Source organism: Dawidia cretensis, assembly GCF_018598175.1.
In the GTDB taxonomy this organism is placed as follows: Bacteria; Bacteroidota; Bacteroidia; order Cytophagales; family Cyclobacteriaceae; genus Ohtaekwangia; species Ohtaekwangia cretensis.
Window position 1 is genome coordinate 16302 of sequence record NZ_JAHESE010000014.1, and the last position, 24908, is coordinate 41209.

A 24908-nucleotide genomic window follows, 5' to 3' on the forward strand; every position below is an offset into this window, starting at 1 on the left:
CAGCTTTCGCCGTCGGAACCGTATCTTCCATGCTTAGAATCGCAACGCTTACTGTATTCCTTGCGCTGGGTTTTTCTTGCACTCGAATTGCGCCGGCCGGGTTCTGGGAAGATTTCAAAAGTGACCTTGTAAACGGAAGTAGCAATGATCATGGGCCGTGGGGCGGCCGTCGGATCATGAACTGGGCGTCAGAATCCACGTCAACATTCAACTCAAAAGAAGTCATTGCCTTCGCGCGGGAAAACGGCTGGGAGATGGTCGATAGTTTAACCGTAAACGAGGGGGGATTGGACGCTTTCCTTATGCGTGACGATCAACTGAATATTACTGCGGAGATAACGGGTAAAAGTAAAGCGTATGTGTTTAAAACAGGGTGGATCGTGGTTGACCCAGGCACCAATGAGACAACCGCTGTAAATGGATTTGTGGTCATAAACGAAACCGGAACGGAAATGTTGGTCTATCACGAGTGGGGTGAATGAGCACAGCAGCTTAGCCAACATTTGTCATAGGAACAGTATCGGCAGAAGTGTATTATTGCGGCCTGATTTACTGGAATAATGACACGGGAAGAACTACTGCACCAACGAAGCGGATCGCTATGCGAGCTTTGTGGAAATACGGAAACGTTACAAGCCTACGACGTGCCGCCCGGCGCGGCAGAAGTTGATAAAAGTATCCTTGTTTGTACGACGTGCCTGGAGCAACTACAAGGCACACAACCACCAGACGCCAATCACTGGCGTTGTCTCAATACCAGTATGTGGAGCACGGTACCTGCGGTGCAGGTAACAGCCTGGCGTTTGCTGACCCGGCTGTCGGATCAGGGGTGGCCTCAGGACCTCCTAGATATGTTATACCTCGATGACGAGACACTCGCGTGGGCGAAGAGTGGGATGGGTGAGGAGGAGTCTGTAGCGGAACAGCAGGTGGTACATAAAGACAGTAACGGGACTATACTAGCGACGGGGGATACGGTTGTGCTGATTAAAGACCTTGATGTAAAGGGTGGCGGATTCACGGCTAAACGTGGTACTGCCGTGAAAGGTATCGCTCTTGTTGACGACAATGCCGCTCAGATTGAAGGTCGGATCAATGGTCAGCAGATTGTTATACTGACGCAGTATGTTAAGAAATCTATGTGACCGGACGGAGGACCGTATATTACAGGATGTATTTCGTTTTACAATCTTTACAGCGGACGGGAGTGGTGCCTATGTATATGATTTTTTGAAAAAAGTTAAGTTTCGACACAGGCTCCCAATCTAGTGAGTGGCATTTCGGGCATCGCTGATTTTCGATTCGTTGTGATTCTTTAAAATCCTGGAAGATTTTTTTGGCCTGGTGATACTGGTCGGAACTTACTTTGATTTCGTAGTAAAAATTCTGGCGTTTGCCCGCATGTGGACCGTGCTCATTTATGAAACAAATGATTTTTGCATGTTCCAGGCGGCCCCTGAGCTTTTCCATTTCGCTACCATTTAAGTATTGGGTTAAAGACACAAATTGTTTTGACATGGTCGTGTAATGGCAGATTGGTGTGCTGACGTAGTATGAGGATAAGCTCGTAGAACGAGATAATTGAGGGACATTTTTGACATTGACGGCCAAATTGTTGTACGACGTAGTCTGTTAAGAAATCTACGTGATCTACTTAGGTGATGTACTATGATTTATCATTCATTTTTTAAGACCACTACAGGATTAGTGTTTGCTGCCTTGTAGATTTTGCTTCCAGTAATAAAAGCTACGGCCAGAGCGATCAAACCGCAACCCATCGCGAAAGCAAAAATGCTTAAGTCTGTATGGTAGGCATAGATGAACTTAAAAATCAATTTGTCGACTACAACAAATGCGAGCAGAGATCCCAATACCGAGGAAACGATAAGGATCCGGAACAACCCTTTGCTCATAAACGCGATGATGCTTCCTATAGAAGATCCCAATACTTTCCGAATGGCAATCTCCTTCATTCTTCTTAGAATATTCAATGACACCAGGCTATACAATCCCCCTGCAGAGAGTAGGATCGTAATCACAGCCAGTGATAAAGAAACAGTTTTAAATCCGTCGCTTAATCTGACTTCTTTCTCTATTACATCCTTTTGTAAATATCCATTGTAAGGTTGATCGGGAAATAGCTCTTTCCACTGCGCTATCACGTAAGCATTAACTTCCTCCAACTGGTCTTGCTCTGCTTTAACGCTGAAATAGCGGTATGTTGAATCTTTACCCGCCTTGAAAATCATTGCTGGAATGACTCCATGATTGCCATTTTCACGGTAGTCGGTGATAATACCAATGAGGTTGTAGGAATGACCTTCAATGGCTATTGTTTGATCTGCTGCCTGAGAGATATCCAGATGTTGGGCCAGCGTTTTGTTTATGAGAATCGATGTTTTATAGTCAGATTCTTTTTTGTCGTCGAAAAATCGCCCACTCTCAAGAGTAATGCCCATCATGGACAGATAGTCATGACCAACGTTTAGCAAATCTCCTTGTTCTACCCGGTTGTTGTAATGAATTGCAACGTGAGCACCTTCTCCCTCGCCCATTTGGTTGGGAGAGCCGCTCACCCCAAGTACTTTTGGATGTTGACGCACGGCGTTGTACAGCGCATGGTACTGGTCCTGCGTATCTACCTTTGTCACACTGACCATGTGCATGTCATAGCCCATAGGGGAATTTTCCTGATATGCGGAATTCTGAACCATCACGACGCCAATAACAAGCGCAAATGTTGCTACAATAAATTGAACGGTGAGCAGGATAACATTAATAGACCCTGATGAAAATTTAGCTCGACCCTTTAAAACGGTCAGTGTGTCGAATGAACTTATAAAATAAGCGGGATAGAGTCCCGCGATGATCGCAGTTACAAACGTTAACGCGAAGAGCACTATAAAAAAGATGGAATGATCAAAATAACCAATCGATAACTGTGTCAGTAGCGACTGGTTTAAAACGGGTAACAAAAGCTCAGCGCAGGCAACTGAAAGACATACGGTAATAAGACACAAGAGGAGATTTTCTCCGACGAATTGAAGTATGAGCTGTCCCTGGCGACTGCCCAATACCTTTCGAATCCCAATTTCCTTTAGTCTTTGTCCTGCGATCGCGATCGTTGTATTGAAAAAATTAAAGCAGGAAATCAGGAGGATGAGAATTGAAAATACAATCGGCCCGATCACAATCACGCCCTTCGGATTGGTCTTAAGCGGGCTTCCGGATACATAGTTTGGCATGTCGACATCAGACGTTACGGCAAGCTCCCGGAACGGTTGCAGGTAAAACTCCTTCACCTTAATACGCTCCTGAGCGGCATTGTAGTCTGATGCCTGGATCTTCAGCTTTTCTTTAAATTGAGTTACCCTATTGGCTTCGTTAAAATGAACGAAGGTCGTCAAGAGATTGGGTGACTTCCAGGAAATAGCTGCGTCTGCCAGGGGTAGATAATTTTCAAACATCGCGACCACACCAAGTTGGAAACTTGAGTTTTTCGGAGCATCTTCCAGAACACCCCCAACTTCAAAAAGCAGCTCGTGGACATCTGTTTTCACCATCATTTCCTTTCCCATCACTGAAGTCTCACCAAAATACTTCCTCGCTACCTCCTGGCTAATGAGGATCTTATTTTTGTCAATGGCAGAGAGGCTTCCGTACTTAAGGGGCATGGTGAACGTTGTGAAAAAACTTTTATCAACGAAGTGGACCGTTTCGTTGAAGACTTTACCATTGGCATTAACAGCGCCGGTACTTTGCGTTAATCGAGTGATGGTTACGTTTTCGGGATCATCGTTGACGATCTGCGGCAAGGCAAGAGGAACAACACCCATCGATTCTTCCTTCCCTTCATCCTCACGAAGCATATTTATTCTGTGGACATTGTCCGTATTGACATGGGTAACATTGAAGTCATTGCTGTATTCATAATTGATGTAGGATAGTATACAGCAAGTAAACGCAAAAGTCAGACTCAGCACATTAATGAGGATGAAGGTTCTATTGCGTAAAAAGTTGCGTATAGCCAGACGAAAATGGTGTGTAAGCATAGAGGGTTTTGCTTGTCCTTCCAATAAGCACGCCAAGTCTGATTAAGGGCGATTGGGCAACGCAAACGATAGTGAAGGTCGTAAGCCTTCTCTAAATTGCTCCTTTACCTGGCCGGAAATGGGCAACACTCGTCCGGTATCGGATTCTGATATAGAATCATTTGACATGGTCGTAGTGAGTGTGGGTTTTCGGAGCGCACTTTGATTTCGTGGCTTCACAGATTTCAAGAAAAATCGTACCTTCGCGGGGCCATGCGCGTTGTATTATTCCTACTTCTGAGTTTCTGTACGTTCGCTTCGTATGGCCAGGCGGATACCCTGTTAGCGCGTCAACAGCACACCCTCGACAGCCTGATAAAAAAGCCCCTGCATCCGGGACTGGATTCCGTTCAGCATGACTTTTATGCCTCGTCGGATAGCCTGAAAAACGCTTTCCGGGGCAAATTTGTGGCCCTGGATTCTTCGCAGGCGGGCGCCCAGCATGTCATTGACAGTTTACAAGCCTTGAATCTGCCCCACGAGAAATATGTTCAGAAGCTAGATAGCATCCGGCAGAAGCGGGAGTCGGAGATACAATCGTTGAATCAGAAAATGGGGGGACTGAAATCCAAAGCCACCCAAAAGATCGATGGGCGGAATCTGCCGCCGGAGGCCAAAGACCAGATAGCCCAGGTTACCGGCAACATTGATGGTTTTCAATTGCCCGTGAAAGATCTGAATCTCGGGGCGGTGGGGGTGAATAGCCCGTTTGGGAGCCTTGACGGGCTTTCCAGCAGTGTGGAGTCACCGGTGGGCAAGATCGGAGAACTGGGGGGTATGCCGGAACTGCCGGGTGAGCTGGGGCAAGTGAAGGATGTGACCGGCCAGTTGGGCGGTTATCAGCAAGACATCAAGAACATTGCGGGTGGGAATCTGGAAGACGTTAAGCAAATACCGGGTGCGCTGGAGGGAAAGGCGGCCGAAGCGACGGGGCTGGGGGATGTTGCCAAGCAGGCAGAAAGTCTCAACCCGATGCTGGATGCTGCGAAGAACCCCGATGCGATGAAGCAGCAGGCGATTAAACAGGTACAGCAGCAGGCGGTCAATCACTTTGCCGGTAAGGAGCAGGTGTTGCAGCAGGCGATGGAGAAGATGTCGAAGCTGAAAAGCAAATATTCGAGCCTGAATAGTTTGAAAGATATACCGAAACGGAGGCCCAACGAGATGCGCGGCAAGCCGTTGCGCGAGCGGTTGCTGCCAGGGATAGCGTTGCAGATTCAAAAGAAGGGCGATGATATTCTGGTAGACTTCAATCCATATATAGGGTACCGGTTGTCGGGGCGTTTAACGAGCGGGCTTGGGTGGAATCATCGGGTGGGATATAATACCGACCATAATTTGTTTACGTCGGCAACGCGTGTATATGGTCCGCGTGTATACGGCGAGTTTAGACTGGGTAAAGGATTTTCACCGCGGGCAGAGCTCGAGTGTATGAATACTTATGTACCACAGCAATTGCAAACGCCGGTCACCGATCCGGGCGTGCGTGAGTGGGTGCCGGGGGCGTTTGTGGGAATGAAGAAGGATTATCGTTTTATCGGGTCTGTGAAAGGCACGGCGATGATTATGCTGCGGGTGTTTAATGTCGATCATAAAAGCCCGTATGCCGACGTGTTGAATGTGCGCTTTGGATTTGAGTTCCCGCAGAAAAAGAGGAAAGCGAAAAAGGCGGATGCTGATAAGAACGAAGAAGGCTATAAGAAGTAAGTATGTCGGAAGTGCTTCGTGATAGAGTATTGGCGGTTGCGGCGAGTGTGGGTATCGAGGATGGTATTTTTGCCGGAGATTCTGAAATGGATGAAGGCGCAGTTGTCGAGCGATTTGTAGACCTTTTTGATGAGCGTCCGGACATATTCCGAAAGTTCTTGTATCCCATTTTTGATAGCCGGGTTCGTGCGGGACTGGAGACAATAGCCTCTCCGGACAAGTTCGGAGACCAGACGCCTATAAACGAAATTTTTCCGCCTCGGTATTTGAGGGGTGATTTCAAAGCGCTGGGAAAAGAAACCGGGTTGGTCTTGCCTGAACCCATGTCGAGTAATCTTAGTCTTATTGTATTCTTTGGACTGTTTTTGGGAACCTGTGTACTGGCGGTTGTCGCTGTGGTCATCATGCCGGAGATGTTGATCGTTCTTTTTGGTCTTATTAAGACGGGGGCTATATTGATCGTGCTCGCTATTCCGAGTGTCGCTGCCCACTTTCTCTTTCCTACGTTGTCCAGAAATTCCTCGTTGGGTGATATACATACGTATCGCGAACTAATAGAATATGTCGTGCGGCGTAATTATTATAGCTATTTCGACAATGGATATTGGCTCACGCGGCGGGAGCTTCGGTTAATGTTGGGAATCGATGAACACACCGAGCTATGAGGTTACTTTCGATCCTAAAAATTGATACGCTCCGGAAATGTTCTAAGCGGATATGGTTACTCTTCTTTGCTGAAGCACTTATCGTAATGGTAAACTTCAACAAGCTGGAGATTCCAGAGTCGTTGTTTGTTTTGTTGTTATTTATTGTGGCGTGCTATTCGGTAATCTCCCTTTTCGGATATGCATACTGGCTTATGGGTCAATGGTGCGACATGACCATTGAAGCAAGGTTTTTGAAGTCTTCCTATTGGTTTGTTTTAGCTTCTATCAGCCTGGCCAGTGTATTGATTTTTCGAAAGATGGGCTTGATAATCTTCCGTTGATCATAGCCGACTAAATTTCTTTGTACAGGAACTTCATTTCCAACTCCTCTTCAAATTCCTGTCCGGCTTCCAGTATATCATCATCGTCTTTGTGATAACACCATTCCACCTGGGCTCCGGGAATGTCTTTCAGGATGTCAAAGATGTTGTAGATGATTTTTGATGTAGAGGAGTTGAAATACTTTAGCTTGAATGAAAACAAGGTGGTGGGGTTGGGATCCTGTTTATATTGTTCAAGCCATTCCATGACAGGATTGTAAAAGGCCTCGGTGTCTTCCAGGATGGAGCGGCCGGAGAATTCAAATACGCCTTCGCGTTTGTTGAGCATGACCTTGGGGGTGTCGTGCGTAGCTTCCAGGTAGAGTATTTTCATGGGGCTTGTTTTTGCCTGTGAAGAAATGCTTGTTGATGGCATTGTTGTGGGCGTTGGTTCGGCAAAGTAATACGGAAACGGGAGGGGAAACAATCCGGTCTGATGGGTGTGTGTTTTTAATGTATTGATTGTTAGGTGATTAGTTATTGTGAGGTTCCGATAATCGGTGGAATTGTTCTGTTAATTGGAGTTACGTTTGTGGGAGTTTGGCTCTTGTTCGACGCTACAGGCTATTTATTTTGTGAGTCGATAGGAGAGGAGGAATGCAATTTTTGACAGTCTTGCGCCCATGCCGATATAGTTGATCATGCCCTGGGTTCGTTCGTAGCGGGTTTCGAAGGCAGCGCGCCGGTAGCGAACGCCCAGACCGCCGAGAAAGCCCAACTCGTACGATTCGACGCCGTTGTCAAATGCTTTGCTTTCGGTGACGGTGGTGTTGCTGTAGAGCTTCCGCACATCTGTCTGCAGGTCTGATCCACTCAGCATGATGCCGTTCGAGATACCTGCATTGGCAAACAGATAGACCTTGCCTACGGGGTATTTAAAGCGGACCATGGTGTTTAGTTTCAAATAGGAGTACTCCAGATTGATGCGCGTGTACGCGTGGCCGTTGTCGGTGGGAATTTGTGTATAATTGGTAGCTTCGGATTCAAAGGATGTGTAGACCAGCTCATTATTCACCGACCATTTACGGTTATTCCGGGCGCGCACGATGTCGAGAAAAAGACCGCCGGTAAAGGTAAAGTCGTTGGAGAACGAGGCCCGCGCAAATGTCGACCGGTTGAGCCCGTCAGCCACCTGGAACTTGATCGAAGTCTGCACGCCGCCCGCAAGTACGCCGAATTCCAGAAGCTGCTTATCCGGTTTTTTCTCGTATGCCGGCGCTGCCGTTGTGCATTGGTAATATGCGTGGAAAAGTCGTTCCAGGTTGGTACTGCCATACCGTAGACTGCGCATCTTTTTTTGAATGGTCGAACATTCTTGCAGGTAAACGGCCAACTGACGGATATAACGATTGTTGGAGGCGACCAACTCTTGCGTGTTTTGCTGGGTATTTGCTGTTGTCTGTTTGCGGATATATCTTTTATAGATCAACAATTCCCATTGACCATCCTTGCGGATATAAAGCTGCTCATTTTTGCCGCGTTGATTGGAAGTATGATACAGGTATAAGCTTTTCTCGCCGGTAATCAAGGCCCGGATAAACGCTGTATCGGCTTGCAGCTGGGGCTCGGGGCTTTCCGAGAGCTCACCCACGGAAGTGGGACTAACATCGACCTGTACGATCGCACTTTCGTACACGTCGCCGGCAACACCAAATGCACGTATTTCCAGAGGCTTATATGTATGGTCTACACTTTGCGCGGAGGGGCGGAACGAGATCGCTTTGGGGTTATGCAGCCAATTGCGGTAGTCGACCGATCCCCGGATGGTATCACCTTGTGATGAAACAACATAACCAGGACGATAGTCTACCTGGGCAGACACTTTAATAAGGCTGGTGTAAGCGAGCAGCCCCAAGGTGAATAAGAAACGGTTCATTGGTAGAAGTTAGCGATATACGATCAGGTACAAAAGTAGGTAGTTTGTCTGGAAAGCGCCGGCCTGCTTGTAAATAAAAAAGCCGGGCGTGCGCCCGGCTTTGTATAGTATAATTAGCTGGGGCCTAGTGCCCTGTGTTGAGATACGATTTCAGGTTTTGGCGGCTGATGATTTCCAGGGGGAAGAGGTAGGTGGGGAGAGCATCTTTTTTAAAGAGCAAGTGGTTGGCCAACTGGCTGATGGCGATGAAGGCCTGGCGCTTAGAGTTCTGGTTGATGAGGAAATCGATAATGCCATTCTCCAAATAATGCAGGTTTTCTTTGAGCAAGTCGTAGGCTACGAAACGTACGCCGTTCTTGCCTTTCTTTTCGATGAGGCGTGATACGATGAAGGCGCCTTTGGAGGTTGTTACCAGGATACCACGCAGGGAGGCATCGCCGAGTAAATCGTTGAGCTCTTTTTCGAGGGAAGGCTCGTGCGTGTGGTTGAGGTCACGGCTGATGACTTTAAAGCCGCCGCCGTTTTGCTCGGCGAAGTATTCTTTGAATCCCTTTTCTTTTTCATTCAAGTGAAGGGAGTTGTGGACGTCGTCGTATACGTGCAGGATGGCATAGGTGCCGGGTTGGGGATTGCTGAGGTGGAGCAACTCAGCGCCCAGGCGCCCGCTTTGGTTCAGGTCGTGGCCAATGAAGCTGAGCGAGCCTCCTTCTTCGATGGTGTTGTTGACCACGACGAAAGGAATGTTCTGTTCCCTGCAGGTGCGGAAGAAGTTCAGGGCCTCCTGGTGAAAGATAGGCGCCGTGAGTACCGCATCGGGAGGAGTTTCGAGCAGCGTTTGTGCCTGCGATGCGAAAGACTCCTTATTATAAAGATCGAAGTGGTAGGGGTGGATTTCCACGCCGTATTGGGTCCACTCGTCCTGGGCTTGTTTGACGCCTTCGGCGGATTGTTCCCAATATTCGTCTTGTGCCGGGTTGGGCATTAATGCTGCAATGCGGAAGGTTTTATTCGATCCCAGCGTGCGTGCCAGGAGGTTGGGCTTGTATCCAGTTTTTTCCAGGATCGCCATAATCTTCCTATAAGAGTCTTCGGCTACCTCTCCCCGGTTGTGGATAACGCGGTCTACTGTACCAACGGACACCTGTGCCATTTCGGCGATGTCTTTAATTCTAATCTTCTTGCTCATGGTTTTGGGTGACGAATAATACGGCTAATAATAATGACTAAAAATACATTTTTTATCTCCGGCTCCTGACCGGTCACGTACACAATGGCGGTGTTTCCGCCCACACAGCTAAATTTGATTCGTTTGCGTGCACGATAGTTCCGTGTGCGCAAACGAAATTAGTTTTTTCTTGCAGATCATCAAAAGCCTTTCTACCTTTTGTCAAAATTCGGGATGGCGAATGGATATTTGGCCGGAAACCATGCCGAACAGAATTTCTTAACCTAAATCTTTTATCAATGAGGAAACATTTACTACTTCTGTCAGTCATGCTGACGATGGCTGCATTGCCGGCTTTCGCACAGACCGTGACTGGCCGTGTGACGTCGGCGTCAGACAATTCCGCTTTGCCGGGGGTGTCTGTCATGTTAAAGGGTACATCTTGGGGTACCGCCACCGATTCTGATGGGAAATTTTCAATCGAACTTAGCGGTGGCACAGGGACACTGGTAGTGTCCTTTATCGGATATGCCAGCCAGGAAATTTCTGTTGAGAATAGAACAAGCATCGACGTTGTGTTGGAAGAGGATATTTCACAGTTGGGGGAAGTAGTTATCACCGGTTTTGGTGAAAAGAAGGAAGTAGCGAGAATTCCCTATGCCATTCAAGAGGTGAAGGGCAGCGATCTCGTTCGTGCTAATAATGGTAATGTGATTAATGCCTTACAGGGTAAAGTAGCAGGTGTTCAAATCGACCAGGGTACTGGTGGCCCAATGTCATCTTCTCGTATCCGGATTCGCGGAAACGCATCCCTTGGCACTAACTCGAACCCGCTCTTCGTGATTGATGGCGTGCTGATCCGTCCGACTCCGTCCGGTGCTGATTCCTGGGGTGCCGCGCAGGATAACGGTAACATCATGAAGAACATTAACCCTGATAACATCGAGTCTATGACCGTGTTGAAAGGATCTGCGGCCAGCGCCTTGTATGGTTCGGAAGCTCTCAACGGTGTTATTATCATTACCACAAAGAAAGGCTCGACAAAAAAAGGTGTTGGTATTACCTATAATCACACCTCTTCTTTTGAGACTGCATACAAATATCTCGATGTACAAAACGAGTTTGGTGGTGGCTATCAAACCGAATTCAACAAAGGTGGCGACGGTGTAGAGCAAGTGCAGGATGGTGACTTCAAGTTTTATAACTATGGTCCCAAACTGGATGGTCGTACTGTACGTGACCTTGATGGACGTATGGTTTCGTGGAAGGCAAACGATCCGTTGAGTTTCTTTGAAACCGGCCAATACACTAACCACAACGTCGTACTGGAAGGCGCGACGGAAAAATCAACCGCCCGTGCCTCGTATTCCAACCTGCGTAATACAACGGTCATGCCTAGTGGTACCGAGATGTTGCGTAACAACTTCAACATCCGCGCTACGCACAAGATCAGTGAGATATTCGATATTGATGTAAGCGCAGATTACACGCAGAACGATATTTCGAATCCCATCCGTCAAGGTGGTAACTTTAACCCCGTATTCCGTTTCGTATATTATCGGCCACGTCAACTCGATATTGACTACTGGATGAACAACTATATCGATCCGATCAACGGTGGTGCGAAGACAGGTGCGGCTGACCCGTACGGTTTGTCTTCAGGCTTTCTCTGGGATACCTTCCAGGATAACGTAAAGCGTACGGAGACCGTCTTCCGTGGTAACATTGACCTGAACACCCACATCCGCCCATGGCTGACTTTGATGGTGCGTGGTAATTTGCAAGATGAAGGCTATCAGGATGAACGCAGTCGCCTGGGTACCGGCGCTCAATTTGCCGGTGGTCTTTACAATGTCGTGACTTCGACTACCCGTCAATACAGAGTTCAGTCATTGTTAACGGCGAGCAAGCAACTTGGACAGAATTTCCTTCTCAATGCCACTATTGGTGCGGAGGTTCACAAGACAAACGGTGGTCGCTACTATAAAGCTTTTACACGTGCCAGTAACGGAGCTAACGAAAGCCCGTCACTGCGCGTTCCTGGAGAGTTCTCACTTGCAAACTCATCGAACGGCATCGGCATCGAGACTAAGATGAACCCGTCCAGACTCAGAAACGGCATTTACGTATATGGTGATCTGACGTACAAAGAACAGCTGACACTTACTTATAGCTTCCGTCAGGACTACTCGTCTACGCTGGTATACTCGAATGGATCAGGTGATGCTTCTTACTATTATCCTGCTGTAGGTATGGCCTGGACCTTTACCGAGACTTTCAAGAATTTGCCGTCCTTTGTAACATTCGGTAAGCTGCGTGCTAACTATGGTAAAACAGGTGGCGATACAGATGCGTGGACAATCAATGAAACTGGCTCTTATATGATCCGTCCAGAATACATCGGTCCAAATGGAACGGTTAACTACGCTGACTTCCGCGACAACGTACTTGCTAATGCGAATCTTAAGAATAAAGAAGCCAGTGAGATTGAAATTGGTGCTGACCTTCGTTTTCTGCAGAACAGAATTGGACTTGATATCGCATATTATGACAAACGATCGAAGAACGAGATCTTCAACCTGAAGGCATCTCCTGAATCGGGTGTGAGCGATCGTGTTGTAAACGGCGGTGAGATTCAAAACAAAGGCATTGAACTCATACTGCGTGGTACGCCAGTGAAAACATCGGATTGGGAGTGGAATACTTCGATCAACTTTACCCGCAACCGTAACAACATCATTTCATTGCCTGACGGCGTTGCGTCGCAGCAGCTGAGTCTGGCCTTTGGCAATGATGTTTACTCTATGGCTAAGCCCGGTCGTCAATATGGTGTAATTGCTACGCCATACGCCTATGCGACTTACCAGGCAAAAGACGGTGAAGGCAACCCTATCGCCAGTCCGAGCAATGGTAAAAAAGTACTTGGTGTAGCCAGCAACGGCTCAACCGGCTATACTTTCCTGCGCAGCGGATCATACGGTCAAGGCGACAAAGAACTGGGTACATCGATGGAAAAATACCTGTGGAGCAACATCAATACGGTATCCTACAAAAACTTTACGCTGAATGTACAGGTGGATGCTAAGATCGGCGGTCTGATGGCCTCTGCCACGCACCAGTACGGTACTTCGAACGGAAGCTTGTCGAACAGCCTCTTCGGCCGTGATCTCGATCATGGTGGTGTTGAGTATGTCGATGCCGATGGCATTACTCGCTACGACGGAATCATTCCGGATGGTGTGATGGCCGACGGTATCAAGGCTGACAACGACCCGAACATTGACCTAGGTGGTATGAGCTACGCGGAAGCTGTGGAAAATGGCTATTTGAAGCCTGTTCCTGCGATCTACTACTATGAAAACCTGACACAGTGGTCATCCGGTATTCGCGAATACTCGGTGTTTGAAAACTCCTGGGTATCCCTGCGTGAGATTTCACTTGGTTACAATGTGCCCGCATCTTTCGCCAGCAAGCTAAAGATGCAAACGCTGCGTCTGAACCTGACCGCGCGGAACGTTGCTTACCTGTACCGCACCGCAAAGTCCGACATCAATCCGGAAGGTCTGAAAAGCAGTAACGCGGGTGAATTTGCCGAGTTTGGTGGTATGCCGTTCACACGTCAGTGGGGTGTTTCTGTAACGGCTGGTTTTTAATCACTTAAATTGAATCAGTATTATGAAGATATATTTTAAGAAGGTTTTATTGGGACTCACATTTGTCAGCGGTCTGATGCTGACAGGATGTAGCGACGAGGAATATGCTGACGCTAACACGAACCCCGACGTTCTGACGGAGGTTGCGCCAGAGAACCAATTCTTGAGCGCTTCGCTTAGCTTGCAGAGTAATGACTTCGAAATGTTCTATGATCAGTATCGCCGTATTATGCCATGGATGCAGTACCTGACAGGTGCGGGCGGCAATGCTCGGAATTTTACCAGGAATATCGATAACTTTTCGTGGCGCGATGACCGGTTATACATTGGCGTAGGGAACGCGTTGTACGATGCCGAACAGATCATTGGAGGCATGTCGGCAGAAGATCAGGCGCGGTATGTTGACATGTTGAATATCATTCGAATTGTGAAAGCATATTACGCCTTCTACGTAAGTGATGTTTTTGGAAGCGTTGCCTACACAGAAGCTTGGCAGGCCCGCTATGGCGGTACACTTACGCCAGTTTATGACGATCAACGTACGTTGTTCCTGAAGCTGAATGACGAGTTGGCCGCCGCCGTTACGGCGCTGAATGCAGAGAAAACAGTAGGGCAGGTGCCCCTTGGTAACTACGATATTTACTTCCAGGGCGACGTGAAATCATGGGTACGTAGTGCGAATGCGGTGCGTCTGCGTTTAGCTATGCGCTTACTGAAGCGAGAAGCTTCTACAGCGGAAGGTATCATCGACAATGTATTGTCGCAGGGGGCTGACAACCTGATGGCGAATAATGCACAAGGCTGGGTGTTTAAGGGCAATGCCGGTTTTACCGGTGGTGGAAACTGGAACCCGGATTTACTATATGCGGGTAAACCGCTTGTGGACTTTATGCTTGACAACAATGATCCGCGCCTGGATGCGATCGTCGCCCCCAATGGCTACTCGCAGACAGTGATCGACGAGTTTATTGAAGAAGGCGACCTCGAGGCTGGAACAATCGAAGACGAACGCTACATCGGCAGCTTTACGGTTCCTGATCTTGCGCAGGCAAATCCCGAGTACTATGTACGTCGCATCGTGCCGAGCTCAGGCCGTACGGTAGACTCTGTATCGATGATCCAGCGTCGACTGTTCCAGCCTTCGTTCGATGAAGGGAACGGAGTCGGAACTGGGTTTGTTTATATGCCCGTGCTGACGTATGCAGAGTTCTGCTTCATGCGCGCTGAGCTTGCTGCACGTAACATTACGTCGGAAGATGCGGAAGAGTGGTACATCAAAGGTGTTACAGCGTCGATCGAATGGTACAATACGCTGGCTGTAGACGGTAAGCTGAGCAATTACACTGCACTGGATGACAACGAGATCCAGGATTACCTGAATCAACCCGGCATTGCATTTGAGGCGTCGATGGCGCTGGAACAGATTGCCAGCCAGGCATACATTCACTACTTCAAGCAACCGGCAGAGGGCTGGGCACTGTGGAAACGTACAGGTCTGCCGAATACCACGACGGTATTTGAATTGCCTGCGCTGCTGTCGAACGGTGCTCCATTAACTGTGCCCCGCAGAGCTCCACTGTCGCTCTTGTTGGAAACGAATCCTAACTATGACAACCAGAAAGCAGCATACGATGCGATGTTGGCAGACCCTGCCTTCGGAGCGGACATCAATGATGTGACTGGCCGCGTGTGGTGGGATCAACAATAACAGATTTAGTTTGGGTTAAAAAATTGGGGTGGCTGCAAGGCCACCCCTTTTTTGTTTCAGGATAATTCTATTTTTTGCCGTACTTTGAAGTATGAAATATATTGTGTGGCTGGTGGTGTTTATGCCAGCCTGGGCCTTTGCGCAAAAACTTTCGTTCTACCAGGATATTCAACCCATTGTGCATGCCAAGTGCGCAACCTGTCACCGCCCGGGTGGTGGCGCTCCTTTCAGCCTGATTACGTATGAGGATGTCAGCAAACGCTCGGCGTTCATTAAGAAAGTTACGACCAGCCGGTATATGCCACCGTGGCGTGCCGACGACCACTACGTCGCCTTCTCGAACAGTCGCAAGTTGGCCGATGCCGAGCTTGCTATGTTGACTGCCTGGATCGATGCGGGTGCGCCCAAGGGGAAAGAAAATCTCAAAGCCGAACAGGCGTTGCTTAAAAAGGTTGAAGCGGGTACTGCTTACGGCCGCACGCCGGACCTGACGTTGAGGACAAAATATGCTTATAAGGTGAAAGGCGACCGCCAGGAACGGTTCATGGTATTTAAGATTCCGTTTGAGTTAGCGGAGGCGGCCAATATTGAAGCCGTTGAATTTACGTCGAGCAATAAGCGTGTGATTCACCACGTGAACTTCGCCATTCACCCGGTGGACAATCCCGCGGTCGATCTATACAAGACCGTGGATTCCATTAACCTGACCTCGAACCGGTATGCGTATGAGCAGTGGCTTCCGTACAAAAAGGAAATGACATACTACGGCGGTTGGATTCCCGGTGCTTCGCTGGAAGTATATCCGTCGGACATGGGGTGGACGATGCCCAAGCGTGGCGTTATGTTGCTGACCATTCACTATTCGCCTTCCGGTAAAGACGAGGAGAGCCTCAGTGGCGTAAACTTCTTTTTTAAGAAAACACCAATTGCACGTAAGGTGAAGGTGATCAGCCTTGGCTCCGGCGGCATTGGCGAGCGCGACATTTCACCGCCGCTGATGTTGTTTCCGAATGCCGTGCAGACGCATCAGCTGCGCATTGCAAACGCCCGCGAAAACATTACCGTACTCTATGTATGGCCGCACATGCACTACCTGGGCAAAAGTTTTACGGCCTATGCGCTGCATGACGCCGATACGATACCGTTGGTGAAGATACCGTCATGGGATTTTCGCTGGCAGGAAATGTATCGCTACCGCAAACCGGTGGTGCTAAAGCAGGGTGATATTGTGAATATCGATTGTACTTACGACAATACGGCAGACAACCCGCTCAATCCCAATAACCCGCCCAAGTTTGTCGAGTCATCAGCGGATATGCGCAGCGATCAGGAAATGATGACGATGCTGCTGGTATATGTAACGTATCAACCGGGTGACGAGTCGCTGGTGTACGAGGGGCAGCCTTAGTGTTATCGGCGCTTACTGAAACAAGATAATCTTTTGTAGAACACAGTCGCCTACTTTTTTTCCCTGGAGCATGCCTTCTTCAATAGCTTGTCGGTAATGGATTCCACCGTATAATCGGCTAATGGCCGCTTCGCGCGAGGCGGCGATGAACGATGGGAATGGTCTTGGTCCATAACCATAGGGTACTTCAGACGTGTCAATGAAGGCCAGGGCATCACCGAAGACATAGGTGAGTACCGTGGCCGCCGCGGTGGAGATCACGCTGTGGCCACTGGTGTATTCGGGGAATGGCGGTGTTTGCAGGTGCGGGCGCCAGGTCTCGTCAATGACGGCGCGGATATATGTTTCCGGGCGAATGAGATTACTGCGGTATTTTTCGTCCCAACAGCTGATGAAGCCATCGAAGAGGGCAATGGCTGTAAGTGTATATGCGGCGGAGGTACGCGTTATCGCGGCATTCGATTGTCGCGACGCGATGCCTGCAATCGAGAGCCAGTGGCCGCCGGGTGAAAGCTTTTTTGTCGCGAAGTTGAGGTGTCCGTGTACATTGACAGCGAAGGGATTACAATCCCAGAAGTCGGCTATCGTGGTTTGCTCTGCGGAGAGCCCCTTCCCGATAGTATATACTTCGTGTGCCAGTTGATAAAATGCGCTGCCGGCAGCCCGGCTGAATGTGATGGGTGGTGCTGGTTTATATTGTGCCGCGCTGTCGAGTGTAAACGGGCGGATCTTTTTCCAATAGGGTTCGATGGCGGCCATATAAACAGGCGGTGTGGGCGACCACTTGCCTTCTTCTTTCATCAAATTGTAGCGGCGCAGGGCGCGTGTTTCCCGATACTGGTCTTTTCGTGTCCATGCCAGGATGCTTTCTGCTACGGCTTGCCCATGCGCAAGGGAAGCTTTGAACACTTTGGGCGATACGATCTTTTTATAGTACAGCAGCACGTGTTGTGTGGAATCGTCGAGTGCCTTCTCGGAGAATACCAGGCCTTTGCCGGTCAATAGAAAAGCATATACACCCGCCAGGGGGGCGGATACGGGTTGTATGGGTTTCGGCACGCGGGGAAAGTCACGCAGCTGGCCGTGCAAGCTGCGGTATGTGGTATCCTGCTGGATGAACGTTTCGTAGGCGGCCATGTGCGCGTAGGCGTAAATGCGGGATGAGACGGGCGGGGAAAAAATGTCGTGTACGATGATATCGTTCAGTGCACTATGGGCATGATGCAAGGGCGTAGCGGCATCCGCTGCCGGTGTTCGGGGTGAGGTTTTCTGTGCGTATGAGCAGTGGACCGGCGTGGCTAACGCCAGCGCGAGTCCGACCAGGAAGATGGCTTTGTTCACGGTTATTTCGAAAGGTTTAGGATCTGTGGAAATGTATTGTTCCTGACAATGACCAACTTTTGCCGACCGCTGGCGTTGCGGACATGTGCCGCGGCACGGATGTCGCCGTCGGCAAAGAGGCCCGAGATGCTGGGAGGAACCGCCTGAAAGGCGCCTTTGCCCAGTCCTTTCAGGAACACGCCGAGGCTGGCATCGCAATCCCCCAACTGTGTACGGTAACCAAAGAAATTGCCGGTGACGATCAGGTCCAGGATTCCGTCATGGTCGTAATCACCGGACAGGATGTTTTGCGTTTTTGAGAACTGCACTTCGATCGGTAACGCCTGTATGGTAAAGGCGCCGTGACCGTCATTCATGAGCATAAGCGTACCGGGCTCATTGCAGGTATATATTTCGGTACGGGCAAGTTGTTCTTTAGTAAAGATCGTTTCGAGTGTAGCATCGGCATAGTCGGCGTACTTGATGAATTTCTTTTTCAGCGGCTGGATCTGGTCCAGCAGCTCGTCGCGGCTGGCCATTGGGTAACGCTTTCCCTGAATGTAGTAGCAAAGTATAGGGTCGAGCGTGCCATTGTTATCGAAGTCAGCGACGTGGACAGTCATGGGTTCTTTTACCGTAGGCTTGAATGTGTTGTTATAGCCGCAATTCCCGACTACCAGATCATTGTCGCCGTCGCCATCGATGTCGGTAACCAGCAGCGTACTCCAGAGTCCATAGAGGTTGGCGGCTTGTGCCAGCGGGAGTGGTCGTAGTTGTTTGCCGTTGTCATTCTGAAAAACGAGCGGCGCCATCCATTCTCCCACGAGGGTAAGCTCCGGAAACGTATCGCCTGTAAGATCGGCCCACACGGCGGATGTGACGGAGCCTGGGATACGGGCCGCGGGGCACACGGCTTTGGTAACATCCGTAAAAGCCAGTTCATCGGGTTGGCTGTTGTTTTGTAAAATATAGCTTTGTGACGGCAGTGGAAAAAAACCTGACTTGCCCCGGCCGCCCACAAAGAGGTCAAGGTCGCCATCGCCATCGAAATCGCCGGCGGTAATGGCCTGCTTACTACTGCGCATTACCGGGAGTGCCTTTATGGCCGGAGCGAAGTTTCCCTGACCGTAGTTATAATACAGCTTGTCTTGAAACTCGGGGGAGTCGTCGAGGTATTCGTTTCCGCCGTGTACGATGTATAGATCCAGGTCATTGTCCTGGTCGGCGTCAAACAGCAATGCTTGTACAACTTCGCTGTTCAGGTATTTTTGCCAGGGCTGTTCGGGGGCGAGCTTGAACGTGCCATTGGCTTGCTGTAAATATAATTGTGACGCTTGTCCGAGCGCGCCGCCCAGAAATACATCGTCGTGGCCGTCGTTGTTGACATCGCCGGTCGCGAGCGCAGGTCCGAGTCGACTTAGCTGGTAGGGGATCAGCACTTCGACCTTAAAATCGATAAAGTCATTTTCTTTGTGGCGGAATGGGATCTGCTCGGCGGCAGGAGCTTCGCTGAAAAGTGCGCGGAGATTGACACAGGGTTGGGTAGACGGCCGTTTCACGGCGAGAGTTTCATCGCTTATCCTATGCAGCTGATTGATGGCAGGTGCCAGGACCGTACGCTTTGCGCCCGATGGCCATTCCACGACGAGGGAGTCGATGCGGCTATTGGAGGGCAAGCCAAAATGTAATACCGGAGACACGCTGGACTGAAATCCCCGTACCGGGTATACTTCCTGATATTGCAGTCCAGCGGAGGTATGTAACCAAACTTTTGCGCCGAATGCAAAGCGGTTTTCGGTGACGCTGGTAATGTTTGCCTGGATCCAGGCCGTTGAACCGGCTGTAGTATTGTTTTTCCAGAGCATAACCGGCTCGTTGTTGTTACCAACAATCAGGTCCAGATCACCGTCGTTGTCGAAGTCGGCATAGGCGGCGGCGTTGGAGATAGAAGGTTGCACGAAACCCCAATCACGGGTAACATCGGAAAAGGTCAGATCGCCCTTGTTGCGAAAGAGGAAGTTGTTCAGTTTGTTCGCGGGCATCTTCTTTACCAGGTCATACGTTTTGAAGTTAAGGTTGCCTTTGGCGGCGGCGGCAAGCTGAGCGTCGGCCATGGTATATTTCAGGAAATCGAGGTCGGTGAAGTCACGGAGGTAGCCATTGGTGACGAGCAAGTCTTTCCAACCGTCGTTGTCAAGGTCGGCAAAAAGCCCCGCCCAGCTCCAGTCTGTATTGGAAACGCCGGCCAACTGGCCGATCTCGCTAAAGCGTATTTGGTTCGTGGCATCGGGGCCACGGTTTAACTGTAGCATGTTGCGCATGGTCTGGCGATAGTAGCCGCTGTCGAGCAATAGGTGATATGCGTCATACTCATCAGGCCCCTTCAAAAGCTTTTGCCGGTGGTTGTCCGGTGGCAGCATGTCAAGTGTGAACACGTCGGACCAGCCATCGTTGTTGAAGTCGGCTACATCGGCGCCCATGGAAAACTTGGAGATATGCTGGAATGACCGTTGTAAGGATTGGGTGAAGGTGCCGTCACGATTGTTGACGTAATAACAGTCATGCTCGGAATAGTCGCTGGTGGTATAGATGTCAGGCCAGCCGTCCTGGTTGATGTCGCTGATGGTTACGCTTAAACCATAGTTGAGCGGATTGTTGATGATGCCGGTTTTGAGGGTCACGTCGGTGAAGGTGGATGTGCCGTCGGGGCGCTTATCGTGGCGGAAGAGTCGGTTGCCGTAGCGTGGGTCCGGCGTGGCACGTTGTTTTCGCGTGTCGAGAAAGGCATAATAGGTGTTGACCGAATGGTTAAGCAAGAACATGTCCAGGTCGCCGTCGCGATCATAGTCGAAGAATGCAGCCTGCGTGGATTGGGTGCCCGGTGCATCGAGACCATAGCGCGCAGCCTCTTCGTGAAATACAGGCTGGCCGTTGACAACGCCGGCATTGATGAAGAGCTCGTTGATTAACCGGGCGGCGGGAAATTTGCCGGAATGGCAGACGTAGAGATCCAACAGTCCGTCGCCGTTGACATCGGCGACGCTTACGCCCGTGCTCCACGTGCCGTTGCCGGCTACGCCTGCATCGGAAGTGATATCGGTAAAGGAGAGGTGGCCCTGGTTGAGAAAGAGCTTATTGCGTGTTGTATTGCCGGAGATAAAAAGATCTTGTAACCCATCGTTGTTGAAATCGCCGACGCCTATGCCGTGTCCGTTGTAGAGGTATTCATAGACGAGTACGTGCAACGAGTCGTCTTCACGTACTTTGTTCGTAAACTTCACATGGGTCTCATCGGGCTTTAAAAGCGTAAGGCGAGGAAGGTTTTTTTGGGCCTGTGCAAAAAATACAGGTAATACAATACAGGGCAAGCTCAACAGCCAGCAGCACAATCTTGTCGTCATGTTGGGAAAAAACTAAAAAGCGTAAAGCGTTAGTGATTTAACCGTCGGCACAACGAATCTGGGGATAGCAGGTATATTTCGTAACAAGCGATACGGTGTTGTTATATACCAGCAAGGCACGAAATACACGGAGGAAGTTTGAGAAAACGAGATGGAAATGGTTCTCTCAAATACTAACACAAAGTATAAAGAATCGTCTCTTTTCGCAAGAGAAGTATAAGATATTGTTATCGTAATGTTAAGAAAAGTGTGATCGTTTTTAGACACGACGCACGCTGTGTTTTTTTGTGGTGATGTTCGTGCGTGCCAGTAGCTGTACTACGAAACCAGATAAAGCTAGTGGATATTATAGGTTTACTGCTGATGTTCGTCAGGAACAAACATGCCGAAAGCTGTGTTTTAAACCGTTAAAATGGTCCCGCGCAAACCGAACAAACGGTTATCTTTGCGGTCGAGACCAAACACACAACGCTAACGAGCAGATCTATGCGGGTAGAGCAAATTTATACCGGTTGCCTGGCACAGGGCGCATATTACATTGAATCGGCCGGTGAGGCCGTGATTATCGACCCACTGCGTGAAGTGGGACCTTACCTGGAAAAGGCGCGCCGTAACAAGGCTACTATTCGCTATGTGCTGGAAACGCATTTTCACGCTGATTTTGTTTCGGGTCACCTGGACCTTGCTGCCAAGTCGGGTGCCCGTATTGTCTATGGACCCACGGCCAGGCCCAGCTTTGACGCGTATATCGCCCACGACGGCGAAGAGCTGACGGTAGGGGAGGTGACGATCAAGGTGTTGCATACGCCGGGCCACACGCTGGAGTCGACCACGTATTTGCTGCGTGATGAGCAAGGTAAAGACTACGCGATCTTTAGCGGCGACACGCTGTTCCTCGGCGATGTGGGACGTCCTGACCTGGCTCAGAAAGCGGCACACCTGTCGCAGGAAGATCTGGCCGGCATGCTGTTCGACTCGCTGCGCACCAGGCTTATGCCCCTGGCGGACGACGTGATTGTATACCCCGCGCACGGTGCCGGGTCTGCCTGTGGCAAACACATGATGAAAGAAACGGTGGACACGCTGGGCAACCAGAAGAAGATCAATTATGCGTTGCGTGCCGACATGACACGCAACGAATTTATCCGCGAGGTAACGGATGGGCTGATGCCGCCCCCGGCATATTTCCCCGAGAACGTGAAGCTCAACAAAGAAGGCTACGAAAGCATTGACGCCGTGATGCAAAAGGGTACACGTGCCCTGACGGCGGAAGAGTTTGATTTGGCCGCCAATGAAACGGGCGCGCTGGTGCTCGATACGCGTAGTTCACAAGACTTTGCCAAAGGCTATATTCCCAACGCGATCAATATCGGCATCGACGGCAGCTTTGCCCCCTGGGTGGGCGCGCTGGTGCCGGGTGTTATGCACCCGCTGCTGATTGTGGCCGACAGCGGTCGCGAGGAAGAGATCGTGATGCGGCTGGCGCGCGTGGGGTATGACAACACGCTGGGCTATCTGCAAGGCGGCGTTGTGGCGTGGAAAGAGGCCGGTAAGGAGGTAGAGAAAATCGAGTCGATTTCGGCTACCGAGTTTGAGAAACGTTTTCAGGCAAATGCGCTGGCTGTATTCGACGTGCGCAAGCCGGGCGAGTTCGAGGCTGAGCATGTCGATGGCGCGGTCAATACTCCGCTGGATTTCCTGAACGACCACCTGGCGTCTATTCCCAAAGAAGGCGATGTATACCTGCACTGCGCGGGTGGCTACCGTTCGATGGTGGCAGCGTCCATTTTGAAGGCGCGCGGTTGGGATAATATCATTGACGTGGACGGGGGCTTTAAAGCGATTGCCGCGACGTCTATTCCGCGGACGAATTTTACGTGCAGCAGTAAGAAAGCTTAAATGGACGGCCTGTTAGAAATATTGTCGCGTCCGTGGCCCTGGTATGTGGCGGGACCGTTGATCGGACTGACGGTACCCTTGTTGTTATTATTGGGCAACAAACCTTTTGGCATTTCGGCCAACCTTCGTCACGTATGCGCAGCCTGTATACCGGCGCGTATTCCTTTTTTTCAATACGACTGGCGTAAGGAATCCTGGAACTTGTTTTTTGCCGGTGGCATTTTTATCGGTGGCGTGATTGCGGGCACGTTGCTACGTAATCCCGAGCCGGTACAGATACATCCGGCATTGACCGCCGAGCTGGCTACCTATGGGGTACACGATGCCAGGCATTTAATGCCGGCGGAGCTGTTCAACTTTCAGGCTTTACTGACGTTGCGTGGTTTCATCCTGATGATCGTGGGCGGTTTCCTGGTAGGTTTTGGTACGCGTTATGCCGGTGGCTGTACGTCGGGCCATGCGATCATGGGCATCTCGTCGTTGCAATGGCCGTCGGTCGTCGCGACGTGTTGTTTTATGGCGGGTGGCTTTATTATGGCCAATTTGGTGTTACCCTATATTTTGCGCTTGCTATGACGAACGCCGGCGCTACACGTGTGGCCTTCTGGCCGAATATCAAGTTCCTGCTGGCAGGTATATTCTTTGGGATTCTGTTGGTGAAGGCGGAGGTGATCTCGTGGTTTCGGATCCAGGAGATGTTCCGGTTGCAGTCATTTCACATGTACGGCGTCATTGGCTCGGCCGTGGCGACGGGCATGGGATCGTTGTGGGTGATCCGTAGGTTTAAGATCCATACGCTCGATGGCGAGGAGGTCGTAGTGCCGCCCAAGAAGTTCACCTGGGGTAATGTGTACGGCGGTTTGTTGTTTGGATTAGGCTGGGCGTTGACGGGCGCCTGTCCGGGACCGTTGTTTGCGCAGATCGGTACCGGGGCCGTTGTGGTAATCGTGACGTTATTCAGTGCCATTGCCGGCACATGGTGCTATGGTTTTTTGATACGTGAGTCACGCATTCACGAGTAGCAGCTCTTTGAGGCGCTCTAACGATACGGGTTTGGTAACATACGCTTTTACCTCTTCGTAGGTCTTGGCCTGGTTGAGGTCGCGCGGATGGTCGGACGAGCTGACGAGGATTATACTGATCTCTTTTTCCAGCAGGGGGCGTAGCTCGCGGTAGCGGTTCAGGAAGTCCCAGCCGTTTACAACGGGCATGTATATATCCAGCAGGATGACATCCGGCAATTGGTTGTAGTCCTTCTTGTGTTCTTCGATGTAGTCGAGCGCGCCGCGGGCGTGATTGAAGATTGTGATAATATCGGCGAGCTCGCCCAGTTCCGCCAGGCGTTTTAACATGAACGACGACATGGGGTCGTCATCGATAATCCAGATGTTGGGTATTCGTTTCCTGGTCATACAGCAGCGATCCGGCTTGGTTTCTAAGGTTCAAAGGTAGGCTATCGGGAGGCATGTGAACCCGCCGTAAAAGGGCCCCTTATAAGATATGTAAGAATAAGATCAAATACAGACGATTTTGATACCTAACGCTGCGTAGGGTGGTTCGGGTGAAAAAAGAAGAGGTATAGCCCTGTGCGTTGCCTGCCAGGAGGATAGAGAATTTGTTAACAGGGGTAATGAATGTAGGGTGGGCGCGGGC

At 50.0% G+C, this 24908-nt stretch carries 17 protein-coding genes; 10 read left to right on the forward strand and 7 right to left on the reverse strand.

Features of this window, described 5'->3' with window-relative positions; all coding sequences use genetic code 11:
* Nucleotides 1-29: 29 nt before the first annotated feature.
* On the forward strand, nucleotides 30-482 hold the full coding sequence (locus KK062_RS14845; RefSeq protein ID WP_254085099.1) for a hypothetical protein: 453 nt from the start codon (nucleotides 30-32) through the stop codon (nucleotides 480-482).
* Between the two features lie 78 nt (nucleotides 483-560).
* Complete coding sequence (locus KK062_RS14850) at nucleotides 561-1145, forward strand: PhnA domain-containing protein (protein ID WP_254085100.1); 585 nt, start codon at nucleotides 561-563, stop codon at nucleotides 1143-1145.
* A gap of 531 nt (nucleotides 1146-1676) precedes the next feature.
* Here the strand turns inward: KK062_RS14850 and KK062_RS14855 are convergent.
* Nucleotides 1677-4052 carry an ABC transporter permease gene (locus KK062_RS14855; protein ID WP_254085101.1) on the reverse strand — a complete coding sequence of 792 codons (2376 nt, stop codon included), beginning with the start codon at nucleotides 4050-4052 and terminating at the stop codon, nucleotides 1677-1679.
* A gap of 252 nt (nucleotides 4053-4304) precedes the next feature.
* Here KK062_RS14855 and KK062_RS14860 point away from each other — a divergent pair, with 252 nt between their 5' ends.
* Together KK062_RS14860 and KK062_RS14865 are read left to right on the forward strand one after the other, a co-directional pair.
* Entirely contained in the window at nucleotides 4305-5798 is a 1494-nt protein-coding gene (locus KK062_RS14860) for a hypothetical protein (RefSeq protein ID WP_254085102.1), read from the forward strand.
* 2 nt (nucleotides 5799-5800) lie between these two features.
* Nucleotides 5801-6463: a hypothetical protein gene (locus tag KK062_RS14865; protein WP_254085103.1), complete on the forward strand. Its 663-nt coding sequence runs from the start codon at nucleotides 5801-5803 to the stop codon at nucleotides 6461-6463.
* Between the two features lie 333 nt (nucleotides 6464-6796).
* Here KK062_RS14865 and KK062_RS14870 read toward each other — a convergent pair whose 3' ends face one another.
* The 3 genes from KK062_RS14870 to KK062_RS14880 all read right to left on the reverse strand — a co-directional run bounded on the left by KK062_RS14870 (nucleotide 6797) and on the right by KK062_RS14880 (nucleotide 9887).
* A complete protein-coding gene (locus KK062_RS14870; RefSeq protein ID WP_254085104.1) occupies nucleotides 6797-7159 on the reverse strand; it encodes a DUF1987 domain-containing protein in 363 nt (120 codons plus the stop codon).
* 234 nt (nucleotides 7160-7393) lie between these two features.
* Nucleotides 7394-8701 carry a hypothetical protein gene (locus tag KK062_RS14875; RefSeq protein ID WP_254085105.1) on the reverse strand — a complete coding sequence of 436 codons (1308 nt, stop codon included), beginning with the start codon at nucleotides 8699-8701 and terminating at the stop codon, nucleotides 7394-7396.
* Nucleotides 8702-8825: 124 nt separating this feature from the next.
* Nucleotides 8826-9887, reverse strand: coding sequence for a substrate-binding domain-containing protein (locus KK062_RS14880; RefSeq protein WP_254085106.1), 1062 nt, complete (start codon nucleotides 9885-9887; stop codon nucleotides 8826-8828).
* Between the two features lie 278 nt (nucleotides 9888-10165).
* Between KK062_RS14880 and KK062_RS14885 the strand changes: the two genes are divergently transcribed.
* From KK062_RS14885 to KK062_RS14895, 3 genes are all read left to right on the forward strand, one after another.
* Nucleotides 10166-13519 (forward strand): SusC/RagA family TonB-linked outer membrane protein, encoded by a 3354-nt coding sequence (locus tag KK062_RS14885; RefSeq protein ID WP_254085107.1) that lies wholly within the window; start codon nucleotides 10166-10168, stop codon nucleotides 13517-13519.
* 22 nt (nucleotides 13520-13541) lie between these two features.
* The gene (locus KK062_RS14890) at nucleotides 13542-15227 is read left to right on the forward strand and encodes a SusD/RagB family nutrient-binding outer membrane lipoprotein (RefSeq protein WP_254085108.1); all 1686 of its coding nucleotides are present in this window, start codon (nucleotides 13542-13544) and stop codon (nucleotides 15225-15227) included.
* A 91-nt stretch (nucleotides 15228-15318) separates the two neighbouring features.
* Complete coding sequence (locus tag KK062_RS14895) at nucleotides 15319-16635, forward strand: monooxygenase (RefSeq protein ID WP_254085109.1); 1317 nt, start codon at nucleotides 15319-15321, stop codon at nucleotides 16633-16635.
* A 12-nt stretch (nucleotides 16636-16647) separates the two neighbouring features.
* On the opposite strand, the gene KK062_RS14900 is transcribed toward KK062_RS14895, so the two are convergent.
* Both KK062_RS14900 and KK062_RS14905 read right to left on the reverse strand, forming a co-directional pair.
* Nucleotides 16648-17976 carry a vanadium-dependent haloperoxidase gene (locus KK062_RS14900; RefSeq protein ID WP_254085110.1) on the reverse strand — a complete coding sequence of 443 codons (1329 nt, stop codon included), beginning with the start codon at nucleotides 17974-17976 and terminating at the stop codon, nucleotides 16648-16650.
* A 2-nt stretch (nucleotides 17977-17978) separates the two neighbouring features.
* On the reverse strand, nucleotides 17979-21236 hold the full coding sequence (locus KK062_RS14905; RefSeq protein WP_254085111.1) for a VCBS repeat-containing protein: 3258 nt from the start codon (nucleotides 21234-21236) through the stop codon (nucleotides 17979-17981).
* Between the two features lie 606 nt (nucleotides 21237-21842).
* On the opposite strand from KK062_RS14905, the gene KK062_RS14910 reads away from it, so the two are divergent.
* From KK062_RS14910 to KK062_RS14920, 3 genes are read left to right on the forward strand one after another with little or no spacing between them, the layout of a single operon-like run.
* Complete coding sequence (locus KK062_RS14910; RefSeq protein WP_254085112.1) at nucleotides 21843-23255, forward strand: MBL fold metallo-hydrolase; 1413 nt, start codon at nucleotides 21843-21845, stop codon at nucleotides 23253-23255.
* Entirely contained in the window at nucleotides 23256-23831 is a 576-nt protein-coding gene (locus KK062_RS14915) for a YeeE/YedE family protein (protein WP_254085113.1), read from the forward strand. It begins immediately after the preceding gene.
* The gene (locus tag KK062_RS14920) at nucleotides 23828-24277 is read left to right on the forward strand and encodes a DUF6691 family protein (protein WP_254085114.1); all 450 of its coding nucleotides are present in this window, start codon (nucleotides 23828-23830) and stop codon (nucleotides 24275-24277) included. Before KK062_RS14915 ends, KK062_RS14920 begins: the two co-directional genes overlap by 4 nt.
* Here the strand turns inward: KK062_RS14920 and KK062_RS14925 are convergent.
* Entirely contained in the window at nucleotides 24260-24667 is a 408-nt protein-coding gene (locus KK062_RS14925) for a response regulator (protein WP_254085115.1), read from the reverse strand. The genes KK062_RS14920 and KK062_RS14925 overlap by 18 nt on opposite strands.
* Nucleotides 24668-24908: the final 241 nt, after the last annotated feature.

Excerpts from the sequence above, each read along its gene's own strand:
- KK062_RS14850 (WP_254085100.1), top strand. The coding sequence starts at position 561 with ATGACACGGGAAGAACTACTGCACCAACGAAGCGGATCGCTATGCGAG.
- KK062_RS14875 (WP_254085105.1), bottom strand. The coding sequence starts at position 8,701 with ATGAACCGTTTCTTATTCACCTTGGGGCTGCTCGCTTACACCAGCCTT.
- KK062_RS14890 (WP_254085108.1), top strand. The coding sequence starts at position 13,542 with ATGAAGATATATTTTAAGAAGGTTTTATTGGGACTCACATTTGTCAGC.
- KK062_RS14865 (WP_254085103.1), top strand. The coding sequence starts at position 5,801 with ATGTCGGAAGTGCTTCGTGATAGAGTATTGGCGGTTGCGGCGAGTGTG.
- KK062_RS14895 (WP_254085109.1), top strand. The coding sequence starts at position 15,319 with ATGAAATATATTGTGTGGCTGGTGGTGTTTATGCCAGCCTGGGCCTTT.
- KK062_RS14910 (WP_254085112.1), top strand. The coding sequence starts at position 21,843 with ATGCGGGTAGAGCAAATTTATACCGGTTGCCTGGCACAGGGCGCATAT.
- KK062_RS14920 (WP_254085114.1), top strand. The coding sequence starts at position 23,828 with ATGACGAACGCCGGCGCTACACGTGTGGCCTTCTGGCCGAATATCAAG.
- KK062_RS14870 (WP_254085104.1), bottom strand. The coding sequence starts at position 7,159 with ATGAAAATACTCTACCTGGAAGCTACGCACGACACCCCCAAGGTCATG.
- KK062_RS14925 (WP_254085115.1), bottom strand. The coding sequence starts at position 24,667 with ATGACCAGGAAACGAATACCCAACATCTGGATTATCGATGACGACCCC.
- KK062_RS14885 (WP_254085107.1), top strand. The coding sequence starts at position 10,166 with ATGAGGAAACATTTACTACTTCTGTCAGTCATGCTGACGATGGCTGCA.
- KK062_RS14915 (WP_254085113.1), top strand. The coding sequence starts at position 23,256 with ATGGACGGCCTGTTAGAAATATTGTCGCGTCCGTGGCCCTGGTATGTG.
- KK062_RS14855 (WP_254085101.1), bottom strand. The coding sequence starts at position 4,052 with ATGCTTACACACCATTTTCGTCTGGCTATACGCAACTTTTTACGCAAT.
- KK062_RS14845 (WP_254085099.1), top strand. The coding sequence starts at position 30 with ATGCTTAGAATCGCAACGCTTACTGTATTCCTTGCGCTGGGTTTTTCT.
- KK062_RS14860 (WP_254085102.1), top strand. The coding sequence starts at position 4,305 with ATGCGCGTTGTATTATTCCTACTTCTGAGTTTCTGTACGTTCGCTTCG.
- KK062_RS14880 (WP_254085106.1), bottom strand. The coding sequence starts at position 9,887 with ATGAGCAAGAAGATTAGAATTAAAGACATCGCCGAAATGGCACAGGTG.